Annotated in this window: 23 protein-coding genes; 12 read left to right on the top strand and 11 right to left on the bottom strand. The window is 56.3% G+C overall.

The window, feature by feature from the left end; translation table 11 throughout:
* Nucleotides 1-9: 9 nt before the first annotated feature.
* Entirely contained in the window at nt 10-1,335 is a 1,326-nt protein-coding gene (locus PGS25_RS07090) for a sodium-dependent transporter (protein WP_270418105.1), read from the bottom strand.
* A 229-nt stretch (nt 1,336-1,564) separates the two neighbouring features.
* On the opposite strand from PGS25_RS07090, the gene PGS25_RS07085 reads away from it, so the two are divergent.
* From PGS25_RS07085 to PGS25_RS07065, 5 genes are all read left to right on the top strand, one after another.
* Complete coding sequence (locus tag PGS25_RS07085) at nt 1,565-2,005, top strand: ACT domain-containing protein (protein ID WP_117489913.1); 441 nt, start codon at nt 1,565-1,567, stop codon at nt 2,003-2,005.
* Nucleotides 2,006-2,057: 52 nt separating this feature from the next.
* Nucleotides 2,058-3,269, top strand: coding sequence for a homoserine dehydrogenase (locus PGS25_RS07080; protein WP_110436133.1), 1,212 nt, complete (start codon nt 2,058-2,060; stop codon nt 3,267-3,269).
* A 14-nt stretch (nt 3,270-3,283) separates the two neighbouring features.
* Nucleotides 3,284-4,174, top strand: a complete 891-nt coding sequence (gene thrB / locus PGS25_RS07075; RefSeq protein ID WP_270418104.1) for a homoserine kinase — start codon at nt 3,284-3,286, stop codon at nt 4,172-4,174.
* A 54-nt stretch (nt 4,175-4,228) separates the two neighbouring features.
* The gene (locus PGS25_RS07070) at nt 4,229-5,437 is read left to right on the top strand and encodes an aspartate kinase (RefSeq protein ID WP_118478884.1); all 1,209 of its coding nucleotides are present in this window, start codon (nt 4,229-4,231) and stop codon (nt 5,435-5,437) included.
* A 337-nt stretch (nt 5,438-5,774) separates the two neighbouring features.
* Nucleotides 5,775-6,833: a helix-turn-helix domain-containing protein gene (locus PGS25_RS07065; protein ID WP_118646436.1), complete on the top strand. Its 1,059-nt coding sequence runs from the start codon at nt 5,775-5,777 to the stop codon at nt 6,831-6,833.
* 30 nt (nt 6,834-6,863) lie between these two features.
* Here PGS25_RS07065 and PGS25_RS07060 read toward each other — a convergent pair whose 3' ends face one another.
* The 9 genes from PGS25_RS07060 to PGS25_RS07020 form a co-directional block, all read right to left on the bottom strand.
* Nucleotides 6,864-7,514, bottom strand: a complete 651-nt coding sequence (locus PGS25_RS07060; protein WP_270418103.1) for a ComF family protein — start codon at nt 7,512-7,514, stop codon at nt 6,864-6,866.
* A gap of 72 nt (nt 7,515-7,586) precedes the next feature.
* Nucleotides 7,587-8,765: an LL-diaminopimelate aminotransferase gene (locus PGS25_RS07055; protein WP_270418102.1), complete on the bottom strand. Its 1,179-nt coding sequence runs from the start codon at nt 8,763-8,765 to the stop codon at nt 7,587-7,589.
* Entirely contained in the window at nt 8,755-10,371 is a 1,617-nt protein-coding gene (locus PGS25_RS07050; RefSeq protein ID WP_117489902.1) for a CTP synthase, read from the bottom strand. Before PGS25_RS07050 ends, PGS25_RS07055 begins: the two co-directional genes overlap by 11 nt.
* Nucleotides 10,368-11,213 carry a diaminopimelate epimerase gene (dapF, locus tag PGS25_RS07045; RefSeq protein WP_318261265.1) on the bottom strand — a complete coding sequence of 282 codons (846 nt, stop codon included), beginning with the start codon at nt 11,211-11,213 and terminating at the stop codon, nt 10,368-10,370. The genes PGS25_RS07050 and dapF overlap by 4 nt, the downstream gene beginning before the upstream one ends.
* 176 nt (nt 11,214-11,389) lie before the next feature.
* On the bottom strand, nt 11,390-11,962 hold the full coding sequence (locus PGS25_RS07040; RefSeq protein WP_270418101.1) for an ANTAR domain-containing response regulator: 573 nt from the start codon (nt 11,960-11,962) through the stop codon (nt 11,390-11,392).
* A gap of 37 nt (nt 11,963-11,999) precedes the next feature.
* Nucleotides 12,000-13,319, bottom strand: a complete 1,320-nt coding sequence (locus PGS25_RS07035; RefSeq protein WP_270418100.1) for a glutamine synthetase family protein — start codon at nt 13,317-13,319, stop codon at nt 12,000-12,002.
* Nucleotides 13,320-13,753: 434 nt separating this feature from the next.
* Nucleotides 13,754-14,482 (bottom strand): glutamate synthase, encoded by a 729-nt coding sequence (locus tag PGS25_RS07030; RefSeq protein ID WP_270418099.1) that lies wholly within the window; start codon nt 14,480-14,482, stop codon nt 13,754-13,756.
* 19 nt (nt 14,483-14,501) lie between these two features.
* The gene (locus PGS25_RS07025; RefSeq protein WP_110436144.1) at nt 14,502-16,007 is read right to left on the bottom strand and encodes a glutamate synthase-related protein; all 1,506 of its coding nucleotides are present in this window, start codon (nt 16,005-16,007) and stop codon (nt 14,502-14,504) included.
* Entirely contained in the window at nt 16,007-17,104 is a 1,098-nt protein-coding gene (locus tag PGS25_RS07020; RefSeq protein WP_270383428.1) for a class II glutamine amidotransferase, read from the bottom strand. Before PGS25_RS07020 ends, PGS25_RS07025 begins: the two co-directional genes overlap by 1 nt.
* Before the next feature lie 475 nt (nt 17,105-17,579).
* On the opposite strand from PGS25_RS07020, the gene PGS25_RS07015 reads away from it, so the two are divergent.
* Both PGS25_RS07015 and PGS25_RS07010 read left to right on the top strand, forming a co-directional pair.
* Nucleotides 17,580-19,658 (top strand): glutamine synthetase III family protein, encoded by a 2,079-nt coding sequence (locus PGS25_RS07015; RefSeq protein ID WP_270418120.1) that lies wholly within the window; start codon nt 17,580-17,582, stop codon nt 19,656-19,658.
* A 122-nt stretch (nt 19,659-19,780) separates the two neighbouring features.
* Nucleotides 19,781-21,502 carry an ammonium transporter gene (locus PGS25_RS07010; RefSeq protein ID WP_270418119.1) on the top strand — a complete coding sequence of 574 codons (1,722 nt, stop codon included), beginning with the start codon at nt 19,781-19,783 and terminating at the stop codon, nt 21,500-21,502.
* An 87-nt stretch (nt 21,503-21,589) separates the two neighbouring features.
* On the opposite strand, the gene PGS25_RS07005 is transcribed toward PGS25_RS07010, so the two are convergent.
* On the bottom strand, nt 21,590-22,558 hold the full coding sequence (locus PGS25_RS07005) for an RluA family pseudouridine synthase (protein ID WP_110436147.1): 969 nt from the start codon (nt 22,556-22,558) through the stop codon (nt 21,590-21,592).
* A gap of 175 nt (nt 22,559-22,733) precedes the next feature.
* Here PGS25_RS07005 and PGS25_RS07000 point away from each other — a divergent pair, with 175 nt between their 5' ends.
* The 5 genes from PGS25_RS07000 to PGS25_RS06980 all read left to right on the top strand — a co-directional run bounded on the left by PGS25_RS07000 (nt 22,734) and on the right by PGS25_RS06980 (nt 26,784).
* Entirely contained in the window at nt 22,734-23,243 is a 510-nt protein-coding gene (locus PGS25_RS07000; RefSeq protein ID WP_117751772.1) for a YceD family protein, read from the top strand.
* A 45-nt stretch (nt 23,244-23,288) separates the two neighbouring features.
* Complete coding sequence (gene rpmF / locus PGS25_RS06995) at nt 23,289-23,474, top strand: 50S ribosomal protein L32 (RefSeq protein WP_118564465.1); 186 nt, start codon at nt 23,289-23,291, stop codon at nt 23,472-23,474.
* A 318-nt stretch (nt 23,475-23,792) separates the two neighbouring features.
* Entirely contained in the window at nt 23,793-25,121 is a 1,329-nt protein-coding gene (der, locus tag PGS25_RS06990) for a ribosome biogenesis GTPase Der (RefSeq protein WP_118284961.1), read from the top strand.
* Between the two features lie 12 nt (nt 25,122-25,133).
* On the top strand, nt 25,134-25,769 hold the full coding sequence (gene plsY / locus PGS25_RS06985) for a glycerol-3-phosphate 1-O-acyltransferase PlsY (RefSeq protein ID WP_270418098.1): 636 nt from the start codon (nt 25,134-25,136) through the stop codon (nt 25,767-25,769).
* 1 nt (nt 25,770) lies between these two features.
* A complete protein-coding gene (locus tag PGS25_RS06980) occupies nt 25,771-26,784 on the top strand; it encodes an NAD(P)H-dependent glycerol-3-phosphate dehydrogenase (protein ID WP_117489884.1) in 1,014 nt (337 codons plus the stop codon).
* Nucleotides 26,785-26,959: the final 175 nt, after the last annotated feature.

The following is a 26,959-nucleotide window of genomic DNA, read 5'->3' as shown; positions in this document are numbered from 1 at the left end:
AGCACGGATTTATCCAATACCGCCCGGGATAATAAAGCTGAAGAATACAACGAGTGCGGCAAGGAAGATATACACATATTTCGCAAGCGGCGCAAATGCGCGGCTGAGCGGCTTGCTGCGGCCGTTCATCAGCTCCTGCTCCATCTTGTCGATGCCGAGCACCCAGTACGCCATAACCGCACCGAGGATAGCGCCGATCGGCACGACGTAAATGGTGATAACGTCCATCAGCGTACCCATGAGCGTATCGCGCTCGATAAACAGGCCAACCGCCAATGCGGCGCCGCACGCCAGCAGGACAGCGGCCTTTCGGCTCAGCTTGAGGCGCGTCTGCGCGGCTTCGGAGACCGCTTCCAGCATATTCGCCAGCGAGGTAATGCCCGCGAACAGCACGGAAATAAAGAAGAAGAACGCGAACAGACGGCCGAACGGCATCTGCTGGAATACACGCGGCAGGGTGATGAACAGCAGCTTGGGACCGGAGGCCGGGTCCAGACCGAACGCGAATACGCTCGGCAGGATGGCGAGGCCGGCAAGCATAGCCGCGCAGGTGTCGAGCACAGCGGTCATGCACGACGAATGTACAACATCCTCATTTCTCGGCAGGTAAGAGCCGTAAATGATCATGCCCGAGCCAGTGATCGACAGCGAGAAGAACGCCTGACCCATCGCCATGATCCATGTGCGCGGGTTGAACAGGTATTCCCACTGCGGCACGAGCAGGTATTTGTAGCCTTCGATCGCATTCGGCAGGAAGGCTACGCGGACAGCAATAATGATGAACAGGATGAAGAATGCGGGCATCATCACTTTGTTGATCTTTTCAATGCCGCCGGACACGCCGAAGATCAGCACAGCCGCCGTCAGCAGGATAACCAGGGTGTGCCACGGCACACTGGAAAAATTCGTGCTGCTCATTTCCGTGAAGAACTGCTCCGGTTCGGTGCTCATCAGCGAGCCGGTCAGTGCACCGAATGCGCTCCGCAGAACCCAGCCGACGATGATGGCGTAGCCGATGGCGATGCCGAGCGAGCCGAGCAGCGGAATCGTACCGAGGATGGCGCCGCCCTTTTTGCCGCGGGATTTCATCGCAAATTCATACGAGCCGATCGGACCTGTGCCGGTCATACGGCCGAAGGCGAACTCGCCGGACAGGCCGACATAGCCGAACAGCGCAATAAACAGCAGGTAGGGGATTAAAAAAGCCGCGCCGCCGTATTGACCGGTGCGGTAAGGGAACATCCAGATGTTGCCCATGCCGACCGCAGAGCCGACCGCCGCCAGCACAAAGCCGATTTTTGAGGTAAAGGTTCCGTTTTCGTTTTTCTGATGCATAATAAAACTCTCCGATTGTTTACAGATGTAAACATAGTATAACACAAAATAAAGCAAAAAGCCACTTACACTTTTCACAGGAAAAGCGGGAGCTTTTGACAGAAGTAACAAAACACTCGTCGGAATTTAGGGAAATTTATCAGTTATTCTCTTGCGCTCGGTGGATGGATATGGTATGATAAATGAGCGTGAAAAAGACAAGTGTCTTTTTAGGGAGGACAGACATCGCATGATAAAACCAAAGTATTATCTCGTGGAGCGCACCCTGCTGCCGGAGGTATTTCAGCGCGTGATCGAAGCGAATGAAGCTATCGCTTCGGGCAAGGCGGCTACGGCAAGCGAAGCGGCAAAAATCGCCGGTCTGTCGCGCAGTGCGTATTATAAATATAAGGACGGCGTTCGCCCTTTCTTTGAGGCGACTACCGACCGCATTGTCACCTATCATTTCATGCTGCACGATCAGCCGGGTGTTCTGTCGAGCATTCTCGGACTGATGGCACGCTCGGGTGCAAACCTGCTGACGGTGAACCAGTCCATTCCGATGAGAGGAATGGCGTCGGTCACTATTTCGGCCCGCACCGGTGAGATGAAATACTCATCCGAAGAGCTTGTGCACCGTGCAGAAGCAATGGAAGGCGTCAGCAAAGTGGAAATTCTGGCATCTGAATGACCGTCCGGCGGTATACAGAACGCTAATTTAACTGATGAAAGGAAATCAGCATATGATTAAAGTAGCAATCATGGGACACGGCACTGTCGGTTCGGGCGTATACGAGGTTTTCGATATGAACGCCGACAAGATTGCCAAGACCGTTGGCGAGCCGGTTGAGGTAAAGTATGTCCTCGACCTGCGCGACTTCTCCTCTCTGCCGTATGGCAATAAATTTGTAACCGATTTCTCTGTCATCGAGAACGACCCCGAGGTAACAGTCGTTGCCGAGGTAATGGGCGGCGTGGGCGCTGCGTACCAGTTCACCAAGCGCTGCCTCGAGGCTGGCAAGAGCGTATGCACCTCTAACAAGGAACTGGTTGCTACCAAGGGTGAGGAGCTGCTCAAGATTGCCGAGGAGCACGGCGTAAACTACATGTTCGAGGCATCCGTCGGCGGCGGCATCCCGGTCATCCGTCCGATGCTGCAGTGCCTGGCTGCCAACGAGTTTAACGAAATCTGCGGCATTCTGAACGGCACGACCAACTACATTCTCACCCAGATGATCCACAACGGCGTTACCTTTGCGGATGCGCTCAAGCAGGCACAGCTCAACGGCTATGCCGAGAAGGACCCGACCGCTGATATCGAGGGTCACGACGCCTGCCGCAAGATCTGCATTCTGTCCGACCTTGCTTACGGCGATAAGTTCGATCCGGATCAGGTTTCCTGCGAGGGCATCACTAAGATTACCCTCGAGGACGTAGCAAACGCCGACAAGCTGGGCTGCGTTATCAAGCTGCTGGGCCGCTCGGTCCGCTGTGAGGACGGCACCGCTTACGCATACGTTGCACCGCATCTCATCCACAAGGAAAGCCCGCTGGCCGCTGTTGAGGACGTATTCAACGCCATCATGATCGACGGCAATGCGACCGGCGAGGTTATGTTCTACGGCAAGGGCGCCGGCAAGCTGGCGACCGCTTCCGCTGTTGTTGCCGATATGCTGGACAGCATCGAGCACAAGGACAACCGCCGCCGTATCTTCTGGGGCGATGGCTCCAAGAATCTGCTCCGTCCGCTGGATACCCTGCAGAGCGCATGGTACGTTCGCTTCAAGGGCGCACAGAAGGATGTTGAGGAGCTGCTGCCGGTTGAAAGTCTGACCGAGCCTGCTGAGGGCGTATTCGTGGTTCAGACCCGCAAGCTGTCCACCGCAGAGATGAACGCCGCAGCCGAAAAGCTGAACGCACGCGGTGAAGTTCGTGCGGCAATGCGTATTCTGTAAAGGAGAGAAATACAATGGTTCGTGTAACCGTCCCTGCTACGAGCGCCAATATGGGCTCGGGCTATGACAGCATCGGCATTGCGCTCGAGCTGTACAACGTGATCGACCTCGCAGAGAACGATCGTATTGATATTTCGGATAAAAACGGTCAGTACGTCCCGCAGGACGAGAGCAACCTGATCTATCAGTGTGCAAAGCGCGTCTACGACGAGTGCGGCAAGCCGCTTTCCGGTTTGACCATCGTTGAGGACTGTGCTATCCCGCAGACTCGCGGTCTGGGTTCGTCCTCGGCGTGCACGGTTGCGGGTATCATGGGTGCAAACATGCTGCTCGGTGAGCCGCTCGACCGTAACGCGGTCATTGATCTGGCGGCTACCATCGAGGGGCACCCGGATAACTCCACACCGGCGATCCTCGGCGGCTTCTGCGTGGCGCTGCTCGAAAACGGCCATGTGCATCACGTTCGTGTGCCGGTTCACGGTGCGATCGACTTCGTGGTATTCATTCCGGATTTCCAGCTGTCCACCGAAAAGGCGCGTGCGGCGCTGCCCAAGACCATCGACCATCACGATGCGGTTTACAATCTGGCGCGCGCAGCGCTGCTCGCGGGCAGCCTGACCACCGGAAAGCTGGAAAACCTTGACGCGGCAACCGGTGACTGTCTGCACCAGCCGTACCGTTTCGGTCTGATCGAAAACGGCGAGGACATCGTGCGTGAGGCCAAGAAGCTGGGCGCGCTCGGCGCGTTCATTTCCGGCGCAGGCCCGTCCATCGTGGCGATCGTCTACAAGGGCGACCGCGACTACATCACCCGTGCACAGGAGCTGTGCGAGAAGCTGTATCCGCACTGGAAGGCCGTACAGCTGCGCTGTGATGAGGTCGGTGCGACCGTAAAACGACTGTAATAGGGGACGGATGAGTGCTCTCGTCCGTGTATATAAGGAGGAAACATAGTTAGTATGAGTCTTATTGTGCAAAAGTTCGGCGGCACTTCGGTTGCCAACACCGAGCGACTGAAGAATGTTGCGGACATTGTTACCAAGACCGCACAGGCAGGCAATCAGGTTGTTGTAGTTGTATCCGCGCAGGGCGATACCACGGATGATCTGATCGTAAAGGCTGCCGAGCTGAACGACCGTCCTTCCAAGCGCGAGATGGACGTTCTGCTCAACACCGGCGAGATGATCTCCATGTCTCTGCTGGCGATGGCCATCCAGAAGCTGGGCTTTCCGGTCGTTTCCCTGACCGGCTGGCAGATCGGTCTGGAGACCAACAGCAACTACTCGGATGCCCGCATCAAGCGTATCGCAGGCGAGCGCCTCAAGGCAGAGCTGGATAACGGCCGCATCGTTATTGTTGCAGGCTTCCAGGGCATCAACAAGATGGGCGACGTGACCACGCTCGGCCGCGGCGGCTCGGACACCACCGCAGTTGCCATTGCAGCAACGCTCGGCGCGGATCTCTGCCAGATTTACACCGACGTAGACGGCGTTTACACTGCCGATCCGCGCATCGTAAAGGATGCCAAGAAGCTGGATGCTATCACCTATGATGAGATGCTGGAGCTGGCATCTCTGGGTGCACAGGTGCTGCACAACCGTTCGGTTGAGATGGCAAAGAAGTATAATGTCGATCTTGAGGTCGTTTCGAGCTTTACCCGCAATCCGGGTACCAAAGTCAAGGAGGGTTCTAATATGGAAAAACTGCTGGTTTCGGGTGTTGCCCGTGATAATAACTGCGCGCGTGTAGCGATCATCAATCTGGACGATACGCCGGGCACTGCATTCAAGGTATTCTCGCTGATGGCGAAGCACAATGTCAACATCGACATCATCCTCCAGTCCGTAGGCCGCGATAACAAGAAGTCCATCTCGTTCACCATCCGTCAGGACGATGCAGAGCGCGTCGAGAAGATCCTGCGCGACGCGAAGGAGATGCTCGGCTACGAGGATATTTCCATCAACACCAAGGTCGCAAAGGTTTCCATTGTTGGTGCAGGCATGGCTTCCGCTACCGGCGTTGCTTCCAAGATGTTCGAGGCTCTGGCAAGCGCCGGCATCAACATCCGTATGATCTCCACCTCTGAGATCAAGATCTCTGTCCTCATCAACGAGGAGGACAGCGAGAAGGCTGTTAAGGCTATCCACGAGGAGTTCTTCAACGCCTAATTGGGGGCAATACCACACGATTGCATCGGCGGCGTTTGGCGGAAATTTTGTGCGCTGATTTTGTTGCGTTTCCTTGCAATACACAAAGTATTGCTGCGGAACCGCGCCGCATCAGCACGCAAAAGTTACTCGCCAACCGCTCACCGCTGAATCGTGTGGTAATGCCCATAAGTGTTTTCCCAGATAGCCTCAAAGTCCCGAAATACACATTTCGGGACTTTTTTGCAACCGGAAAGACGTACGCAACCGTCGGTTGACAAAAAGAAACGATGGGTTGGTGGCGCTTTTGCGGCATTTCAGGCACACTGGAGACAGAAAAGAAAGGCAGGTGGCAGAGATGACAACAGGTGAGAAAATCGCGGTACTGCGAAAAGAGCAGGGCATGAGTCAGGAGGCGCTCGGCGAAAAGCTGGGTCTCAGCCGTCAGGCGGTCAGCAAGTGGGAGGCCGATCAGGCAGTGCCCACGATGGATAATTTAATGGAACTGAGCAAGCTGTTCGACGTTCCGGTGGATACGTTGCTGCGTCCGGATGCGGAGTTAATGCCAAAGGCAGAGGACTCGGATGAATCGTGGCCGGGTGCAGAGAACCAGCCGGTCAGGAACGAAAACCGCAAGTGGAAAATTGCGGCAATCGCAGCGGCAGGGCTGCTGTGCGTCAGCGTGGTATGCAGCGCGGTCAGCCTGTGGCGCGTGATCGTCATGCAGAACCAGATTGACCAGCTGCGGCTGCAGAGCGGGCCGAGCACGATTTACTATCCGCAGACAGACAATGAGAATAGCGATCTTGCCGACTGGTCGGAGAATATCGAGGTAGACCCGGATCACAACGAAAATCTTCTTGTCACAGTGAGCGCCGTGCCGAAAGAAATGCGGGACGGCGAAACCGCAAAGTTCGTTGTCCGCAGCGGCGATCAGTCGTGGGAGTGCGACGCAGAAAACAAGAACGGTTACAGCGGCGAAATCAGCGTGCCGCTGGTGGATACGTTTTCTGTTTATTTGACGCTGACAAGTACGGACGGAGAAATCCGTAATATTATGGTTGCCTCTGAGTATGACCTGAAGCAGCGTTTTTCTCTCGAAGTGCGTGCGTGGTGGGAGAACGGTAGCTTTAGCTTTAATGGTAAGACCACATCAGCCAGCGGCAATGTGGCAACGTATATTTACTGCGGCGATGACAGTGTGACACCGGTCAGTGGTCGTATATTGCTGTATCAGAACGGCAAGCAAATCAAAGAGAAGAAGATCGAGAATATAGAAACAGGAGTCGGTGGAGACGTTTATTATTATACACAGGTTGACTGGCGCAATATGGAAGGTGGATTGGATCAGTACCAGATGAAAGCCGAAATTACCGATAATTACGGCAGGGTGTATAGTAGTGAGTTTTTCCACTAACAAAAAAGACCGCGAAAGCGGTCTTTTTTGTTATTTCCTCGGTGTAAATGTCGCGGTGAGGACGTAAACACGGCTTGCGCCCATCTCCCGCAGAGTCTTGACGGCGGCAGCCGCCGTTGCGCCGGTGGTGATAATATCATCGACCAGCACAACGGATTTTCCGGTCAAATCCACGCCGCCCTTCGGCAGAACGGCGTCTTTCGCGTTGCTCTGCCGCGCGGTGTAATCCTTCTGCGCGGATTGCTTGCCGACAAACCATCGCTTGCGCAAGGTGGCTTCGCATGGAAGAGAAAGCGGCTTTGCCGTCAGCTTTGCAAGCAGCTCCGCCTGATTGTATCCGCGCTTGCGGTAGTGCAGGAATCCAATCGGCATGTAAGTAATCAAATCGGGCTGCCAGTCCTCCAGCTGTGACGTGAGCGCGGCGCACATTTGCGCCGCGAACCAATCCGCGCAGTAGGCAGCGCTGCTGAATTTGAACCGCTTCATGGCATTTTGCACGGTGCCGCGGTAATACAGAGGAGCGATCGTGCCGTCGGCTCCGGTAATGGAGATGACCTCATTGCAGCGGTATTCCCGCCGGACTGCGGCAGCACAGTCCGGACAAAGCTGCAGCGTGCGGTTGGTCGTCACCGGAAAATCTGCGCCGCATAAAACACACCTGTGAGCATAAAGAATGCCCATGCAATCACCTCAACTATGCAAAAAGAGCTGTCCGCGCGGGACAGCTCTTTGATTATGCGATATTGCAGAAACTCACTTCTGGAGGAGTTTCTTGAGTCTCTCAGCAGCTTCCTTGGTGCGTGCCTGATCGCCGAATGCGGTCAGACGGAAGAAGCTGTCGCCGTTCTTGCCGAAGCCTGCGCCCGGCGTGCCGACTACGTTGGCATTCTCAAGCAGGTAGTCGAAGAAGGTCCAGGAATCCATGCCGTTCGGGCACTTGAGCCACAGGTACGGGCTGCTCTTGCCGCCGGTGTACCAGATACCCAGTTCATCGAGGGTCTCAGCCAGAACCTTAGCGTTCTGCTTGTAGTAGCCGAGGGTCTCCTTGATCTGCTTCATGCCTTCCTCGGTGAAGCAGGCAGCAGCGCCCTTCTGTACGATATACGGAACGCCGTTGAACTTGGTGGTCTGACGGCGCAGCCACATCTTGTTCAGCTTGCCGTCCAGCAGAGCGGTCGGAACAACGGTCCAGCCGCAGCGGGTGCCGGTGAAGCCTGCCATCTTGGAGAAGGAGCAGAACTCAATCGCACAGGACTTAGCGCCTTCGATCTCGTAGATGGAGCGCGGCAGAGTCTCATCCTCGATGAAGCACTCGTAAGCTGCGTCATACAGGATAACGGCGTTCTGCTTGTTTGCGTAATCTACCCAGGCCTTCAGACCTGCGCGGTCGTAAGCAGCGCCGGTCGGGTTGTTCGGAGAGCAGATATAGATGATGTCGCACTGAACGGACTCGTCCGGCAGCGGCAGGAAGCCGTTTGCCTCGTTTGCGTCAGCGAATACGATCTTGCGGCCCGCCATAACGTTGGTATCAACGTAAACCGGGTAAACCGGGTCCGGAACCAGAACGGTGTTGTCAGTGCCGAAAATGTCGAGGATATTGCCGAGGTCGCTCTTTGCACCGTCCGAGATGAAGATCTCATTGGTGGCGAGCTCTACGCCGTGGGTCTTGTAGTAGCCGACCAGTGCTTCGTGCAGGAAGCCGTAGCCCTGCTCATCGCCGTAGCCGTGGAAGGTCTCCTGCTTGGCCTGATCCTCAACGGCTGCGTGCAGTGCGTCGATAACAGCCGGTACCAGCGGACGGGTTACGTCGCCGATACCCAGACGGATGATATCAGCCTCCGGATGTGCTTCGGAGTACTCACGTACCTTGCGTGCGATGGTGGAGAACAGATAGCTCTGCTCGAGATTGTCGTAGTTCTTGTTAGTCTGCATTGTTGTTCTGGCTCCTTTTCAGAGATGCCGCGACGAACGCCTTGAACAGGGGATGAGCGCGGTTGGGACGGGACTTGAACTCGGGGTGGAACTGTACGCCGATATAGAACGGATGGTTCGGGATCTCAACGGTCTCCACAAGCTCGCCGGTCGGCGAGGTGCCCGTGATCTGCATGCCCTTATTTTCAATCTCCTCGCGGAAATTGTTGTTGAACTCGTAACGGTGGCGGTGACGCTCGGAAATCATTTCCTCGCCGTACGCCGATGCCATGATAGTATTCGGACGGATCTTGCACGGATAAGCGCCCAGACGCATCGTGCCGCCCTTCTTGGAGATGCCCTGCTGGCTCTCCATCAGGTCGATGACCGGATGGGTGGAATCCGGGTCAAACTCGCTGGAGTTTGCATCCGCGTAGCCGAGCACGTTGCGTGCGTAGCTCATAACCGCGATCTGCATGCCGAGGCAGATGCCGAAGTAGGGGATACCCTGCGTGCGCGCATAGTTTGCCGCACAAATCATGCCTTCCACGCCGCGTGCGCCGAAGCCGCCCGGCAGGATGATGCCGTCAACCTCACCGAGCAGCTTGTCCACGGTGGAGTCGTTGATCTCCTCGGAGTCTACCCAGTCGATATCGACGAAGCAGCCGGTCTCGTAGCCGCCGTGCTGCAGTGCCTCTGCAACCGAAAGGTATGCGTCGTGCAGCTTGACGTACTTGCCGACCAGCGCGATTTTCACATGATCCTTGCGGGCTGCGATGCGCTCGAGCATTTCCTGCCACTCGGTCATATCGCCCTTGCCTGCGCCGATGGACAGCTCACGGCAGACGATGTCGGACAGATGGCTCTCCTCGAGCATCATCGGTGCCTGATACAGAACCGGCAGGGTGCGGTTTTCGATTACGCAGTCCTCCGGCACGGTGCAGAACATGGAAATCTTGCGCTTGATATCGTCATCCATCGGCTGGTCAACGCGGGCTACGATGATGTCCGGAGAGATGCCCAGACCGCGCAGCTCCTTAACCGAGTGCTGGGTCGGCTTGGACTTCGGCTCATTGGAGCCGGAGATGAACGGAACCAGCGTTACATGGATGAACAGGCAGTTGCGGCGGCCAACCTCAGCAGCAACCTGACGGATTGCCTCGAGGAACGGCTGGGACTCAATATCGCCGGTGGTGCCGCCAATCTCGGTGATAACAACGTCAGCCGAGGTCTTTTTGCCTACCGAGTAGATGAAAGACTTGATCTCGTTGGTGATGTGTGGAATAACCTGCACGGTCTCACCAAGGTACTCGCCGGCGCGCTCCTTGTTCAGAACATTCCAGTATACCTTGCCGGTGGTCAGGTTGGAGAACTTGTTCAGGTCCTCGTCGATGAAGCGCTCGTAGTGGCCGAGGTCGAGGTCGGTCTCTGCGCCGTCGTCGGTAACGTAAACCTCGCCGTGCTGGAACGGGCTCATCGTGCCCGGGTCTACGTTGATGTAGGGATCGAGCTTCTGCGCTGCAATTTTCAGGCCGCGGCTTTTCAGCAGACGGCCGAGAGATGCGGCAGTAATGCCCTTGCCCAGACCGGAAACTACGCCGCCGGTCACGAAGATGTACTTTGTCATATCTCGATTTCCCCCTTGAATACGGTCGTTGCCGCGCCCGTCATGAACACGGTTTCATCTGTATAGCGAATGGTGAGGTCGCCGCCGCGCAGGTGCACGACGATATCCTCGTTTTTGTTTGCAAAGCCGTTCAGACATGCTGCCACGCCGGTCGCACAGGAGCCGGTGCCGCACGCCCATGTTTCACCGGAGCCGCGCTCCCAGACGCGCATTTTCAGGCTGCCGTCCGGCAGGACATTGACAAACTCGGTGTTGACACGCTCCGGGAACAGCGGATGATGCTCGAACTTGGGTCCGATGCGCGTAAGGTCGAGGTCGTCCACATCTTCCTTCTGGAAGATAACGCAGTGCGGGTTGCCCATGGAAACGCAGGTCATGTGGTAGACCTTTTCGTCCACAACGATGGGTGCGCTGATGACATTCTCGCCGTCCATATCAACGGGAATCTCCCGCGGAGCAAGAATGGCTGCACCCATGTCCACGCGGGCGGACTGCATTTTGCCGTCCTTGACGGTCAGCTCAAGCGTTTTTACGCCGGAAAGCGTGTCAATGGTGATGGTGGTGCGGCCATCGGTCATGCCGTTGTCGTACAGGTACTTGCCCACGCAGCGGATGCCGTTGCCGCACATTTTTCCCTCCGAGCCGTCGGCGTTGAAGATACGCATCTGCGCATCCGCCTTGTCGGAAGGAGAAATAAGGATAATGCCGTCGCCGCCGATACCGAAGTGCGGCTCACTGAGCTTGATTGAAAGCGACTCGGGATCGGGCACAGTCTGGTCGAAGCAATTGAAATAGATATAATTGTTGCCGCAGCCGTGCATCTTGGTGAAAGCCAGCTTCACACGGATTCCCTCCTTAGAAAATAACAAAAATGGCATATAGGCAGGGAAAGACAGAGCTTCTCTGCTCATACACCATTTAGTATATCATAATCTGTCGGGAATTTCTCTATAAAATCGAAAAAACCGAAAAAATTTTCGCGTGAGATATGAGATGTTTTTAAGCGGTATCGCACAAATCACGGCGTTTTTCCGCCGATGATGTCCTCGGCGATATCTCGCTTGGAGCGACGCTGGTTCATAGCCTGCTGCTCGATGTAGGAATGCGCCTCCGGCTCGGTCATGCCGCAGCACTCGATGAGCAGACACTTGGCGCGATCCACCTGACGGATATCCTCAATGCGCTTTTGCAGACGGCGGTTTTCGCTCTGCAGGCCGGTCAGACGGCTGCGCACGGCGCGCGTCATGCGGAGCGCCTGCATGAACAGCACGCGCGAGAGCGGCTTGGGTACGACGAACACGCCGTCGTCCTCGACCTTTTCGGCAACACTGTCCGCAATCTCGGCCTTAGCGAGCAGGATCACGCCGGAAAGCGTATCATTTGCAGCCTGCTGTGCCATATCATGCCCGAATTCATCGGGCAGCGGCGTGTTGATGAGTACGAGGTCGAACAGTCCGTCCACCAGCATGCGCCGGGCCTCCGCACCGGAGGAAGCAGGCGCAAGCTGAGCCTGTACACCGCAGGACGTTAAAAACTGGGAAAGCATGGTGCGGGATTTTTCGGTTGCAGAAACGAGAAGAATGCGTTCCATGCGGTATGCTCCTCCTTTCAAACGGTATTATGTGGGATTAGTAGCGTTCAAAATAGAGGGAGCGTTCGGCAGCCGTGCGGTCGTCGGCAAGCACGATGCGGTCGTGTTCGGCCTGCTTGGCCGCGAAAAAGGCTGTGCGTGCCTTTTCGGGCAGGTACTTGGTGATAAAGTCGCTGTCCTTGGCGATGCGGATCGCATCGCACAGGGCGCCGGGCAGAGTCTCGTAACGGGCGCGTACCTCGTCGGAGGCGGTGAACAGGTTTTCGTCGCAGGCGGGCGGCAGGGGCAGTCCCTGCTCGATACCGTCGAGACCGGCGTGGATGAGCAGGGCAAATACGATGTACGGGTTAATGCAGCCGTCGAATGCACGCAGCTTCATGCGGTTGGCGGAGTGATCACCGGTCAGCGGCACGGTGATGAGCGGACAGCGGTTCTGGTGCGACCATGTGATGTACTTCGGCGCTTCAAACTCACCCAGACGCTGGAACGAGTTGGTGAGCGGATTACAGAAGATGGTCATCTCGGCGGCACGCTGCAGAATGCCCGCCACAAAGCTCTGGCCTTCGGCAGATTCTTCAAACGAGGGCTGGAACAGGTTCTTGCCGTTTTTGTTTATCGAAACAGACAGATGCAGTCCGCTGCCCGGCGCATGCGGGAGCGGCTTGGGCAGGAAGGACGCAAACAGGCCGCTTGAGGACGCCATGGACTTGACGACCCACTTGAAGGTGACGAAATTGTCGGCCGCTTCAAGGGCTTCGGCGTAGCGGAAATCAACCTCGTTCTGGCCGGGACCCTGCTCGTGGTGCGAGGACTCCGGCTGAATGTTCATCTCCTCAAGCGTCAGGCAAATCTGACGGCGCACGTTTTCCGCCTTGTCGAGCGGCGCTACATCGAAATACTCGCCGTGATCGTGCGGAATGGTGGTTGGATGGCCGTTTTCATCCAGCTCGAACAGGTAAAACTCGCTTGCCGTGCCCATGGTCAGCGAGTAGCCTGCGCGGCGCGCACGGCGGTTGGCCTCACGCAGCAAATGACGGCCGTCGCCCTCGAACGGCGTGCCGTCCGGATAGCGAATGTCGCAGTAAAAGCGCACTACACGGCCCTGAGCCGGCCGCCACGGCAGAACGGAAAGCGTTGCCGGATCGGGGAACAGCAGCAGATCAGACGCTTCTACATTGAGAAAGCCGCGCAGCGCCGCCGCGTTGAAGTGGATGCCCTGCTCGAAAGCGCGTTCCAGCTCGGTCGGCATGATGGCGATGTTCTTCTGGTTGCCGAAAATATCGCAAAACGCAAGACGAATGAACTTTACGTCGTTCTCCTGAATAAATTGTACGACTTCGCTCATGGTGGTGTCCATAGGGCAAGCCTCCTTTTTCATAATGTATCTTGAGGAATAAATTTTTTGCTAAAGAATGCGGAATGGGTGCCAAACCTTGGCTGGGGCACCAAAAGGATAGACACCAAGGTTTCTATCCTCTTGGGACTCCAGTTTCCTTTATTTCATAGTCTGGCGAAAATCAGAGAGCAGCGACCGCTCCGAAAAGGGGAACGGCAGAGGATTTTTTCTACCGCAGGGGAGCACAGTGTACTCCCCTGTCGAAACCCATACACAGTGTCAGATACCGTTCTGCTACACATACGGTTAAATCAACGCAGGTGCGACAGAACGGTGTCGCACAATTCGTTTGCGTGTTGTTACGGACGGCACCTGCGAGTTACACCTATCAGGTAACTCCCATCTCCTCATTTCCAACTCCTGCCTTGCAGGAGTTTTTCACTCTGAGAGCAAAATCAAGCCTCAAAGGTATAAAGCTGCTTGTATCCTGCCTCCGGGTTCGGCGTGAGGACGAAATACTTCTGCGAAAGCAGATTCTCCGCGTCTGCACCGAACAGCTGCGCGTATTCCTTAATATACGGTGCAAATTCGGTCATATCGTCCTCGGAGACCTCACTCACGAGGACCTGACGCGGCAGATCGGTCGGTGCTTTATCACATCTTAACACAATTTTGCCGCCGTGCATACCGGTTCCGCAGAAATTGTTGACCGGATACGCGCCGTTCTGACCGATGCCGAGCACAAGAATGAGACCGCCGGCGAGATACTCGCCGAGGAACGAACCTGCCTTGCCGCCGACTACCATAACAGGGAAGTGCTGCTGATAGGCCTTCATGTGGATGCCGGCGCGGTAGCCGCAGTCGCCCTTGATATAGATCTTGCCGCCGCGCATCGCGTAGCCGCAGGCATCGCCCACGCTGCCGTGCACAACGATCTCACCGGCGTTCATGGTGTCGCCGACGGCCTCCTGCGCGTTGCCGAAGACCTCAATGGTGGAGCCGTTCAGATACTGGCCGAGACCGTTGCCTGCCGTGCCGTGCACGGTAATCTTGCGGTCGGTGGAGCCGCAGCCGATGTAGCGCTGGCCGATCACGTTTTCAACCGTGATCTCGCTGTCCTGCGCTGCGCGGATCTGCTCGTTTAGTTGTTTATAATAGGTAAGTCCTGCCTGTACAGTTGTCATTTTCGCGCACCTCCTGTGCTTATTCGCCTGCGTGCTTGATGCCGAGGATGTTCAGCTCACGGTCGGTCAGGCCGATGCCGCGCAGCATAAGACGGTTGCCGCGCAGTGCCTCGATGGAGTTGATGCCCATGCCGCCCATCATTTCCTTGAGCTCGTGATCCCATGCAGTGAGCAGGTTGATGAGACGCTGGGAGCCGATATCCGGATTCAGGCGCTTGACCAGCTCCGGACGCTGGGTTGCAATGCCCCAGTTGCACTTGCCGGTCTGGCAGGTGCGGCACAGGTGGCAGCCCATTGCCAGCAGAGCCGCGGTGCCGATGTAGCATGCGTCCGCGCCAAGCGCGATGGCCTTGAGCAGATCGGCGGAGTTGCGAATGGAGCCGCCGACAACGACCGAAACCTCATCACGGATGCCCTCATCGCGCAGACGCTGATCGACAGCGGCGAGCGCCAGCTCGATCGGGATGCCGACGTTGTCGCGGATGCGGGTCGGAGCTGCACCGGTGCCGCCGCGGTAGCCGTCGATGCAGATGATGTCTGCACCCGAGCGGGCCACGCCGGAAGCGACTGCTGCTACATTATTTACGGCTGCAATCTTGACCATAACCGGCTTCTTATATTCGGTAGCCTCCTTCAGCGAGTAAACCAGCTGACGCAGGTCCTCGATGGAGTAGATATCATGATGCGGCGCCGGAGAGATCGCGTCCGTGCCCTCCGGGATCATACGGGTCTTGGAGATATCCGGGCCGACCTTGAGTCCGGGCAGATGGCCGCCGATACCCGGCTTTGCGCCCTGACCCATCTTGATCTCGATGGCAGCACCGGCTTCGAGGTAATCCTTATGTACGCCGAAACGGCCGGATGCAACCTGCACGATGGTGTGCGGGCCGTACTGGTAGAAGTCCTGATGCAGACCGCCCTCACCGGTATTATAATAGGTGCCGAGCGCGCTTGCAGCGCGTGCGAGTGCGGCATGTGCGTTGTAGGAGATCGAGCCGTAGCTCATTGCGGAGAACATGATCGGCAGGTTGAGCTCCAGCTGCGGCGCCAGATTGGGAACCAGATTGCCGTTCTCGTCACGCTCAATCTTGCCCGGCTTTTTGCCGAGGAAGGTCTTGGTCTCCATCGGCTCGCGCAGCGGGTCGATGGACGGATTGGTAACCTGCGAAGCGTTGATGAGGATTTTATCCCAGTAGATGGGGTGCGGGTCCGGGTTGCCCATCGAGGACAGCAGCACGCCGCCCGAGCCTGCCTGACGGTAAACCTCGGAGATGGCCTTGCCGGTCCAGTTGGCGTTCTCGCGGAACGTGTGGTCGGTCTTTACGATTTTAAGGGCACGGGTCGGGCACAGCGCCACGCAGCGGTGGCAGGCTACGCACTTGGACTCGTCCGCCTGCATGCGGTTGTTGTCGGCATCCCAAAAGTGTACTTCGTTCGCGCACTGACGCTCGCAGGCGCGACAGTTGATGCAGCGGTCGTTGTTGCGGACGACCTCATACTGCGGATATAAGAAATCGATAGCCATTACTGGTTCCCTCCGTTCTTCAGATTAACGATGACCGGCTCGCCGCCCTTGGGCGCCCACAGCTTATCCAGCTCAGGCTGGATGACGCGGATTGCGCATTCCTCGGAGGCGATATATACGGTGTCGTCCTTTTCGCCGACAACCATGCTGCGCAGCTTGAGTCGGTCGTTGAGTGCCATCAGGCCGCCGGTGTAGCCGACCAGAATGGAAAACGGACCGGTAACCATCAGGGAAGCGAAGGCATTGCGCAGATAGGTGAGACGCTCGCGTTCCTTCGGCTCCTGCTTTTCAATGGTGGACCAGAACGGAGCCGCAATGACATTTGCAATCTCGCTGTACGTCATGCCGAGCTTGCGGCCAAGGTAATCAATAATGTAGGTGATGACCTCGGTGTCGGTCAGCAGATCGCAGGAGTAGCCGAACATCTCGATGAAGCGGCGGTTTGCATCATAAGAGGAAATCTCGCCGTTGTGGACAACGGTGGTATCGAGCAGCGCAAACGGGTGCGCGCCGCCCCACCAGCCCGGTGTGTTGGTCGGATAACGGCCGTGGCAGGTCCAGGAGTAGGCCTCGTAGTTTTCCAGCATATAATACTCGCCAACGTCCTCGGGAAAGCCGTTTGCCTTGAAAACGCCCATGTTCTTGCCGGAGGAGAAGATGTAGGCGCCGTTCAGCGTGTGATTGATGCGGATGACAAAGCGGGAGGTGAACTCACGCTCCTCGAGCTGGCTGGCTGCCAGCTTGGTTGGCAGGGGCGTAACGAAGTAGCGCCAGATCATCGGGGCATCCGTGATGCGCGGATGACGTCGGGTCGGGATCTTGGACAGGTTTACAATGTCAAAGTGACGCTCGATCTCGCGCTCGCACTCTTCCTTGGCTGCCTGCGTATCATAGAATACATGGAACGCATAGTAGTCGGCGTATTCAGGGTAGATGCCGTAGCCGGCGAAGCCGCCGCCCAGGCCGTTGGAACGATCGTGCATGGTGCGGATAGAGTCGATAATGCGGGTGCCGTTCTCACGGGTGCCGTCCTTGTGGAAGATACCGGAGATTGCGCAGCCTGCGGGGATGCGGACTTGCCCTTCTTTTTGTAACATGGTGCTTCCTCCTTATATGTTGCGCTGAAATTACGGATTCAGAGAAGCAGGCTTCGGCGGGTGCTTTCAGATAGAAGGCGTTATGTACCGGCTGCTTAACAAAATAAAAAGGTGCTCGCCGCAGCAGAGGATCAAAAGCCTTAAATCCTCAGCTATGGCGAACACCTTTGTTCGCTTCATATTTTATAGCAGGGAACCGGGAATCGTCAAGCGCAAAGAACATAAAAAAGTGAATTTTCACATTTTGCACAGGAAGTGACAGTGCGGACAAGCGAAAATTAAGTATGTTGTAGCAAATCTTCCGGAAATGAAAAAAACACCATAATCTCCCTTGACAAAGCAAGGCAGGACGGCTATAATGCAAAGTGTAAACAGCAAAGGCGCTGTGGGCACACGACCCGCAGCGCCTGTTTTGTTTTATTCAGTTTGTTTGCTATTAAAATTAACATATGTAAGGAGCGAACCATTCATGAGCATTACGAATGTTCCCGAGCTGTTCGGCAGCATGGTGTTTAACGACACTGTGATGAAAGAACGTCTTCCCAAGGACGTTTACAAGAAGCTGAAGAAGACCATGCGCGAGGGCACCGCGATCGACGCTGATGTTGCTGCTGTTGTTGCAACGGCAATGAAGGACTGGGCGATCAGCAAGGGTGCAACCCATTACACGCACTGGTTCCAGCCGATGACCGGCATCACCGCCGAAAAGCACGACTCGTTCATCTCTCCGACCGACGACGGTCATGTGATGATGGAGTTCTCCGGCAAGGAGCTGATCAAGGGCGAACCGGACGCATCGTCCTTCCCGTCCGGCGGTCTGCGCGCAACCTTCGAGGCACGCGGCTATACCGCATGGGACCCGACCAGCTACGCATTTGTAAAGGATGGTTCCCTTTACATTCCGACCGCATTTTGCTCCTACACCGGTCAGATCCTCGATAAGAAGACGCCGCTGCTGCGCTCGATGGACGCCATCAGCACACAGGCGTGCCGCATCCTCAAGCTGTTCGGCAAGGATGTTAAGCGTGTAACCACCACCGTAGGCCCGGAGCAGGAATATTTCCTGATCGACCGCGAGGACTACGCAAAGCGCAAGGACCTGATCTTTACCGGCCGCACCCTGTTCGGTGCAATGCCGCCGAAGGGTCAGGAAATGGATGATCACTACTTCGGCGCACTCCGTCCGCGTGTAGCTGCTTTCATGCAGGAGCTCGACGAGGAGCTGTGGAAGCTGGGCATCCTCTCCAAGACCAAGCACAACGAGGTTGCACCGTGTCAGCACGAGATGGCGCCGGTGTTCTCCACCACCAACATCGCGACCGACCACAACCAGCTGACCATGGAGGTCATGCGTACCGTCGCGCAGAAGCATGGCTTCACCTGCCTGCTGCATGAGAAGCCGTTCGAGGGCGTAAACGGCTCCGGCAAGCACAACAACTGGTCCATTTCCACCGATCGGGGCGAGAACCTGCTCGAGCCGGGCAAGAACCCGAGCGAGAATACCCAGTTCATCCTGTTCCTGACCGCTGTTATCAAGGCTGTTGACGAGTATCAGGACCTGCTCCGCATCTCTGTTGCATCCGCAGGCAACGATCACCGTCTGGGCGCGAACGAGGCGCCTCCGGCTATCATCTCCATGTTCATCGGCGATGAGCTGCAGTCGATCCTTGATTCCATCGAGTCCGGTGCGGAGTACACCGACGTTTACAAGACCAAGATGGATCTGGGCGCTGCTGTTCTTCCGCCGATCCCGAAGGACACCACCGACCGCAACCGTACCTCTCCGTTTGCTTTTACCGGCAACAAGTTCGAGTTCCGTTCGCTGGGTTCGGCCGTCAACATCGCGTGTGCAAACGTTATGCTGAATACCGCAGTTGCCGAGGAACTCCGCCAGTTCGCTGACGAGCTGGAGGGCGCTGAGGACTTCGAGGCTGCTGTATACGCACTCGTTAAGCGCGAGATCAAGGCGCACAAGCGCATCATCTTCAACGGCAACGGCTACGACGAGTCCTGGGTTGCCGAGGCGGAGAAGCGCGGCCTGCTCAACTTCAAGAGCGCGGCAGATGCATTCCCGCACTACGTTGACCAGAAGAACCTCGACCTGTTCGCAAAGCACAATGTTTACACCTCTGCGGAGATCCATTCCCGTATGGAGACCCAGCTTGAGGAGTACAACAAGATCCTGCACATTGAGGCTATGACCATGAGCGATATGGTACGCGAGGAGATCACTCCGGCGTGCATCGCATTTGAAAACGAGCTGGCAGGCACCGTCAATGCCAAGAAGGCAGCAGGCGTTACCGGCGGCATGGAGGCAGGTCTGCTGGGCAAGGTTTCCGAGCTGACCGAGGAGCTGTACACCAAGAGCGCAGCGCTCGACGAGGCTGTTGCAGCCGTTCCGACTGACGACAACGAAAAGGCAGCACATTACTACCACGATGTTGTCATCTCCGCGATGGATGAAGTCCGTGCACCGGCCGACAAGCTGGAGGGTCTGGTAGGCAAGAAGTTCTGGCCGTTCCCGACCTACTCCGACATCCTGTTCTACGTTTAAGGAACAGAACGAAACTTACATTCGTTAATATTTACACAATGGCGTGTATTTTCCCTTTCTTTTAGAAGAAAGGGAAGGTACACGCCATTTCTATTTCAAGGGGGTTATTAAAAATGGATATCATGGAACTTGCTACGTCGATGGACGTAGGCTGGACGCTCGTTGCGGCGGCGCTGGTATTCTTCATGCAGGCCGGCTTCGCAATGGTTGAGACCGGCTTCACCAGAGCAAAGAATGCCGGCAACATCATTATGAAGAACCTGATGGACTTCTCGCTCGGCACGCCGATTTTCTGGATCCTCGGCTTCGGCATCATGTTCGGCGCGGCAAGCCCGTTCTTCGGCGGCTTTGATTTCTTCGCGGACGGCGTTGTCGGTGAGGGCTACGACTGGACGACTCTGATCTTCCAGACCGTATTCTGTGCAACTGCCGCGACCATCGTTTCCGGTTCGATGGCAGAGCGCACTAAATTCTCTGCATACTGCATTTACTCAATGATTATTTCTGCGGTCATCTATCCGGTTTCCGGTCACTGGATCTGGGGCGGCGGCTGGCTCGCAGAGCTTGGCTTCCACGACTTCGCAGGCTCCACGGCGGTACACATGGTCGGCGGCGTTGCAGCCCTTGTCGGTGCTGCAATCCTCGGTCCCCGTATCGGCAAGTACACTAAGGATGGCAAGGCTCGTGCAATCCCGGGTCACTCCCTGACGCTCGGCGCTCTCGGCTGCTTTATCCTGTGGTTCTGCTGGTTCGGCTTCAACGGCGGCTCTACCGTTGCACTGTCGGGCGGCGGCGCTGAGGTCGCATCCCGTGTATTTGTAACCACCAACATGGCAGCTGCTGTTGCAACCGTAACCGTTATGTGCATCACCTGGATCCGCTACAAGAAGCCTGATGTTTCCATGACGCTGAACGGCTCTCTGGCAGGTCTGGTAGCTATCACCGCAGGCTGCGATGTGGTTACTCCGTTCGGTTCGGTTATCATCGGTATCTGCGCAGGCTTTGCCGTTGTATTCGGTATCGAATTTGTCGATCAGAAACTCAAGGTCGATGATCCGGTCGGCGCTGTCGGCGTGCACTGCATCAACGGCGCACTGGGCACCATCCTTACCGGCCTGTTCGCTTACTATAATGGCACTGAGGTTGAGCCCCTCGGCGTATTCTACGGCGGTGGCTTCCACTTCTTCGGCATTCAGGTTCTCGGTGTCGTTGCAGTCATTGCATGGGTTGCAATCACCATGACTATCGTATTCAATGTTATCAAGCACACCATCGGCCTGCGCGTAAGCGAGGCTGAGGAGATCATGGGTCTGGATAAGCCGGAGCACGGCCTGTCCTCCGCATACGCAGACTTTATGCCGGTCGTTCCTGCTGTTCTGGGCACCAAGGCTGGCGAAACCGCTGCAAAGATCAAGGACACCATTCCGGTTGCAGTCGAGAAGGCTGTTCCGGTCACCAAGGTGACGACCGAGGGCGCTTCGCACGAGCATAAGCTGAGCAAGATCGTTATCATTGCAAAGCAGTCCAAGTTTGAGGTTCTGAAGGAAGCGCTGGCATCCATCGGCGTATCCGGTATGACCGTGACCAACGTAGTCGGCTGCGGCGTACAGAAGGGCGCTCCTGAGTATTACCGCGGCGCTGAGGTTGACGTAACCCTGCTGCCCAAGATGAAGATGGAGGTTGTTGTATCCAAGGTTCCGGTTGAAACCGTTGTTGAAACGGTCAAGAAGGTTCTGTACACCGGTCATATCGGTGACGGCAAGATCTTCGTTTACGATGTGGAGAACGTCGTAAAGGTTCGTACCGGCGCAGAAGGCTTTGATGCCCTGCAGGACGATAACTAAATCGCATAAAGGAAAACGCTGAGCGGTGGCTCAGCGTTTTCTTTTTGCGGAATGAAACCGTTGTGTTCATTCTCCGTTTTCCATTACTCACGGCTTGAAATTCGGAAAATACTTCTTCACGAACGGAATATCTTTAACCTTAAAGGTTTTTCCGTTGAGGTACTGCAAGGCTCCCGCGTCCTGCGCGAATCGGAAGGTGAGGGAATAGGCATAGAGCGCCTGACCGGTCTCGCCGTAGGGACGGTTGAGTTCGTTCGTGCCGTATTTGCCGTCGCCGAGCAGCGGGCAGCCGATGGACGCCATATGTGCACGGATCTGGTGCGTACGGCCGGTCAGCAGTTCACACTCCACGAGCGACAGTCTGCCGTGCGACGTGAGCGTGCGGTAGCGCGTGCGTGCGGTTTTGGCACCCGGCACGCGGGTCCTGTGCAGCGTGACCTGCTTGCGCTTTTCATCACGACGGAGATAGTTCTCAATCAGCCCCTCGGGCGGCTTGGGTCTGCCGTGCACGATGCACAGATACCGCTTTTCCATCTCGCGGTCCTTGATCTTATCATTTAATATGCGCAGCGCTTCAGCGGTCTTTGCCGCGATGACGATGCCGCCGGTGTTGCGGTCGATACGGTTGCACAGGGCTGGTGCAAATGACGCAGCATCATCCGGATTCCACGCACCGGACTGAAACAGGTACGCCTGAATGTGTGCGATGAGCGTATCCGTGTCGCCGTGCTCATCTGCGTGAACGACCATGCCCGGCGCCTTATCCGCCAGCAGGATGTGCTCGTCCTCGTACACGACGCGCACGCGCGGTGTTTTGATGCGGCGGAAGGCTTCTTCCTCCTTGGGCGCGTCAAAATATTCATCATTGAGGTAAAGCTGTACGGAATCGCCCTCAGCGAGCTTGTAGGCAGCTTCAGTGCGCTTGTTATTGACCTTAATGCGCTTTAACCGCAGGTATTTATGCATCATGCCGCCGGATAAAAGCGGCACGGCTTTTTCTAAAAATTTATTCAGACGTTGTCCACTGTCGTTTTTTGTGATATAATATTCTCTCAAGGCAGGGTATCCTTTTCCGTTGATTTGCCCGTTTGGGTGAAACCAGTATACCGCATTTTCCGAAAAAAGAAAAGTGCGGGCGGACAGTTCGGAAAAATACCGTGTTTTGTAGATTTTTTGGTTGACAAAGACCGATTGTTTGTAGTATACTATCTTAGTACCATGTGAGGTTGACATGAAGATTGACTTAAAAAAGCTGAACGCGTCTGCACATGCGTCGATTCCGTTCGATGAAACGATCGACCTGACGGACGAAAAGCTCTATGGCGCGAAGCCGTTTCAAAGCCCTGTCCACATCAAAGGCGTGGTTTCCAATGAAAGCGGTGTTGTGAGACTGGCGGGTTCGATCGAAACGATCTACTCCACCGAATGTGCACGCTGCCTGAAACCGCTCGAGATTCCGCTCTCAGCCGAGGCTGACATGATGCTCTCGGATGACCCCGAGGCGGAGGAAGAGGACGATCTTTTTGTGCTGACCAGCGACAGCGTGGATCCTGCGGACGTATTGGTGCCGGCATTGATCCTGCAGGTACAGATGACCTATCTGTGCAAAGAGGACTGCAAAGGCCTCTGTCCGCACTGCGGCGCCGACCGCAATGTGACCGACTGCGATTGCGATAAAAAGCAGATCGATCCGCGATTTGCCGCGCTGCGCGCCCTGCTCGATTCCGACAAGGGCGAATGAGTTCGTATTGAAAAATAAGACGATAGAGTAGGAGGTGTATCCAACATGGCAGTACCTAAGGGTAAAATTTCTAAGGCACGCCGCGACAAGCGTCGTAACTCCCACTGGAAGCTCTCTCTGCCCGGCATGACTAAGTGCCCGAAGTGCGGCGAGATGAAGCTGGCGCACAGAATGTGCAAGGCCTGCGGCTATTACAACGGTCGTGAGGTTAAGTCCGTTAAGGAAGCGTAAGCCTTAAAACAGAACAGGAAAAATGGAGAAGGCCGGATAGCTTTCTCCATTTTTTTTCAGGTTTCGATGAAAAGGCTCGCCTTTGCATCGAGAAGGGACGTACCGAGCACGGCTCGGATATGTCCCGGGCGCAAATCGGCGCGTCCTTGCGGCACACTGATTTGCTTTCTTGCATCAAAAGTCACATACATGCTGCGGCTTTTTATGGATTTGCGGAGCAAATTCGATTGAATGCGCGCTGACGCGCGACTTTTAACGAATTTCTTGCTTGTAATTTGTTTGCAAATGTCTTAAACTGACCTTAAAGGAGGGGAATTTATGGCAAAGCCTATTGTTGCGATCGTCGGTCGTCCGAATGTCGGCAAGTCGCAGCTGTTCAACCGCTTGGCGGGCAAGCGGCTTTCCATCGTTGAGGATACGCCGGGCGTTACCCGCGACCGTCTGTACGCTGACAGCGACTGGCGCGGTCGTGATTTCACTGTCATCGACACCGGCGGCATTGAGCCGTCGAACGATAACGAGATTCTGCAGTTCATGCGCTTTCAGGCAGAGACCGCGATCTCGCATGCGGATGTCATTATCCTGATCACCGATCTGCGCACCGGCATTACTGCCGCCGATCAGGACGTTGCGTCCATGCTGCTGCGCTCGGGCAAGCCGCTCGTGCTGGCTGTCAACAAGTGCGACAAGCCGGGTGATCCTCCGGCGGAGTTTTATGAGTTTTACAACCTCGGTTTGGGCGAGCCGTACGGTATTTCTGCGCTGCACGGCTACGGTGTCGGTGAGCTGCTGGATGCGGCTTACGAATACTTCCCGCCGGCAGACGAGGAAGAGGAGGACGCGGACCGCATTCGTGTGGCTCTCATCGGCAAGCCGAACGTCGGCAAGTCCAGTCTGCTCAACCGCGTGCTCGGCGAGGAACGTGTTATCGTTTCAAATATCGCCGGTACGACCCGCGACAGCGTAGACGCCGATGTGGACAACGCCCACGGCAAGTTTACGTTCATCGACACCGCCGGTATCCGTAAGAAGAGCAAGGTGGACGAGAAGATCGAGAAATTCTCGGTTATGCGTTCGCTGCTAGCGGTAGAGCGCGCCGATGTGTGCGTTATCATGATTGACGCGACCGAAGGCGTTACCGAGCAGGACACTAAGGTGGCCGGAGAGGCGCACAACGCCGGTAAGGCGTGCATCATCGTGGTAAACAAGTGGGATCTGGTCGAGAAGGACGGCTCCACCATGAAGGAGTACACGCTGCGTGTCCGTGAGGGTCTGGCATACATGCCGTATGCACCGGTGCTGTTCATTTCCGCGCAGACCGGTCAGCGCGTGGACAAGCTGTTCTCGCTCATCCATGAGGTATATGAGCAGAACCATATGCGCATTCCGACCGGCCGACTCAACGCCATTCTCGCGGAGGCAACCGCACGCGTGCAGCCGCCTACGGACAAGGGCCGCCGTCTGCGTATCTTCTACATGACGCAGGCCTCTACCTGCCCGCCGACATTCGTCTGCTTCTGCAATGACGCGCGTCTGTTCCATTTCTCCTATCAGCGTTATCTGGAAAACCAGATCCGTGAGGTGTTCGGTCTGACCGGTACGCCGGTACGCATGGTCATCCGCGAGCGCAGCGACAAGTCGCAGTAAGGAGAGGGCAACATGACACTTACGCATTTTGCGATCATTGCCGTGTGCGCGTATCTGCTCGGCTCGCTCAGCTTTGCGATCATTGTCAGCAAGGTGACGCTTGGCAAGGATATCCGCAACTACGGCAGCGGCAACGCCGGTCTGACGAACGCGTACCGCACGATGGGTGCGAAAAAGACACTGTTCGTTCTGCTCGGCGACATTGCCAAGGGTGCCGCAGCGGTTTCGGTCGGCTGGGCGCTCGGCGGTCCGGTCGGCAAGCTGACAGCGGGTATTTTCGTTATCCTCGGCCACATGTTCCCGCTGTATTTCGGCTTTAAGGGCGGTAAAGGCGTACTGGTCGGCGCGGTTATGCTCGCGTTTTTTGACTGGCGCGTGTTCGTCATTGCATTCGCGCTGTTCATCCTGTCGGTCGTGCTGACAAAGTGGATCTCGCTCGGTTCGATCCTCGGCGCGGTCAGCTTTCCGATCACGACATGGCTGTTCTATCGTGATCCGGTGCTGACGGCGATGGCGTTCGGCATGGCGGCGGCAGTCGTTTTCATGCACCGCTCGAATATCGGACGCATCCTGCACGGCGCGGAAAATAAATTCTCTTTTAAGAGTAAAAAGACGATCGAAGCATCGCCTGACGGAGAGGAGAAGTAACATGAAGGTTTTTGTACTGGGTACCGGTGGCTGGGGCATCGCACTGGCGATGCTGCTGCACCAGAACGGACATGAAGTAACCTCGTGGACCTATCTGCAGGAGGAGTGTGACCTGCTGCACCGCGAGCGCTGCAACGAGAAGCTGCTGCCGGGTGTTGTCATTCCGGAGGGCATTGAGATTACGACTGACATGTCCGGCGCTGCCAAGGCGGATCTGGTCGTGCTGGCGGTGCCGTCCTTCGCGGTAGCGAGCACGGCGGAGCAGCTGGCGAAGATCGTGCCGCCGCATACGGTTATCGTCAACGTCGGCAAGGGTCTGGACTCCAAGCACGGCTACTGTCGGTTCTCCGAGACCATCTCGAACGCGATGAACGGCAGCAATCCGGTCGTTGCACTGACCGGTCCGACGCACGCCGAGGAGGTTGCACGCGGCATTCCGACGGCTATCGTAGCCGCTTCGGAGAGTCGTGCGGCGGCTGAGCTGACGCAGGCGGCGTTCATGAACGATACCAATTTCCGCGTGTACACCTCGTCTGATATTATCGGTTGTGAGCTGGGCGGTGCGTTCAAGAACATTATTGCGCTCGGCGCCGGTATTTCGGATGGTCTGGGTCTGGGCGACAACTCCAAGGCGGCATTTATGACCCGCGGTCTGACCGAGATCGCGCGTCTGGGCGTCAAGCTGGGCGCCAAGCAGGAGACATTTGCAGGTCTGTCCGGTGTGGGCGATCTGATCGTAACCTGTTGCTCTATGCACTCGCGCAACCGCCGTGCCGGTATCCTGATCGGCAAGGGCGCGACGGCGCAGGAGGCGATGAAGGAGGTCGGTGCAACGGTCGAGGGCTATTACGCGACCGAGGCGGGCTATCACCTTGCACAGCAGCAGGGCGTGTCCATGCCGATCACCGAAGCGATGTATGCCGTGCTGTACGGCGGCATGCCTGCACAGGAGGCGATTAAGCATCTGCTCAATCGTCCGCGCCGCGGCGAGCACGAAGAGGTCTGGGTGCACTGAGAAGCTGAAAAGGAAAAGAGAAAGAGAAAACCGACGGTGTGTGCCGTCGGTTTTCTGTATTTCGGAAAAATTTGCGAAAAAAGAAAGAAAAGTGTTGACAGGGGACACATCACCTGATATAATAAATCTTGCTTTGAGGCGGTAAGCCGAAAGCGAGATGAAAGGAATATGCGGC

Origin of the sequence: Butyricicoccus sp. AM78-15b2TA, from assembly GCF_027665985.1 — a bacterium.
Taxonomy (GTDB): Bacteria; Bacillota; Clostridia; order Oscillospirales; family Butyricicoccaceae; genus Agathobaculum; species Agathobaculum butyriciproducens.
Note: the sequence above shows the minus strand (reverse complement) of the source record. Positions and strands in the feature narration are given on the sequence as shown.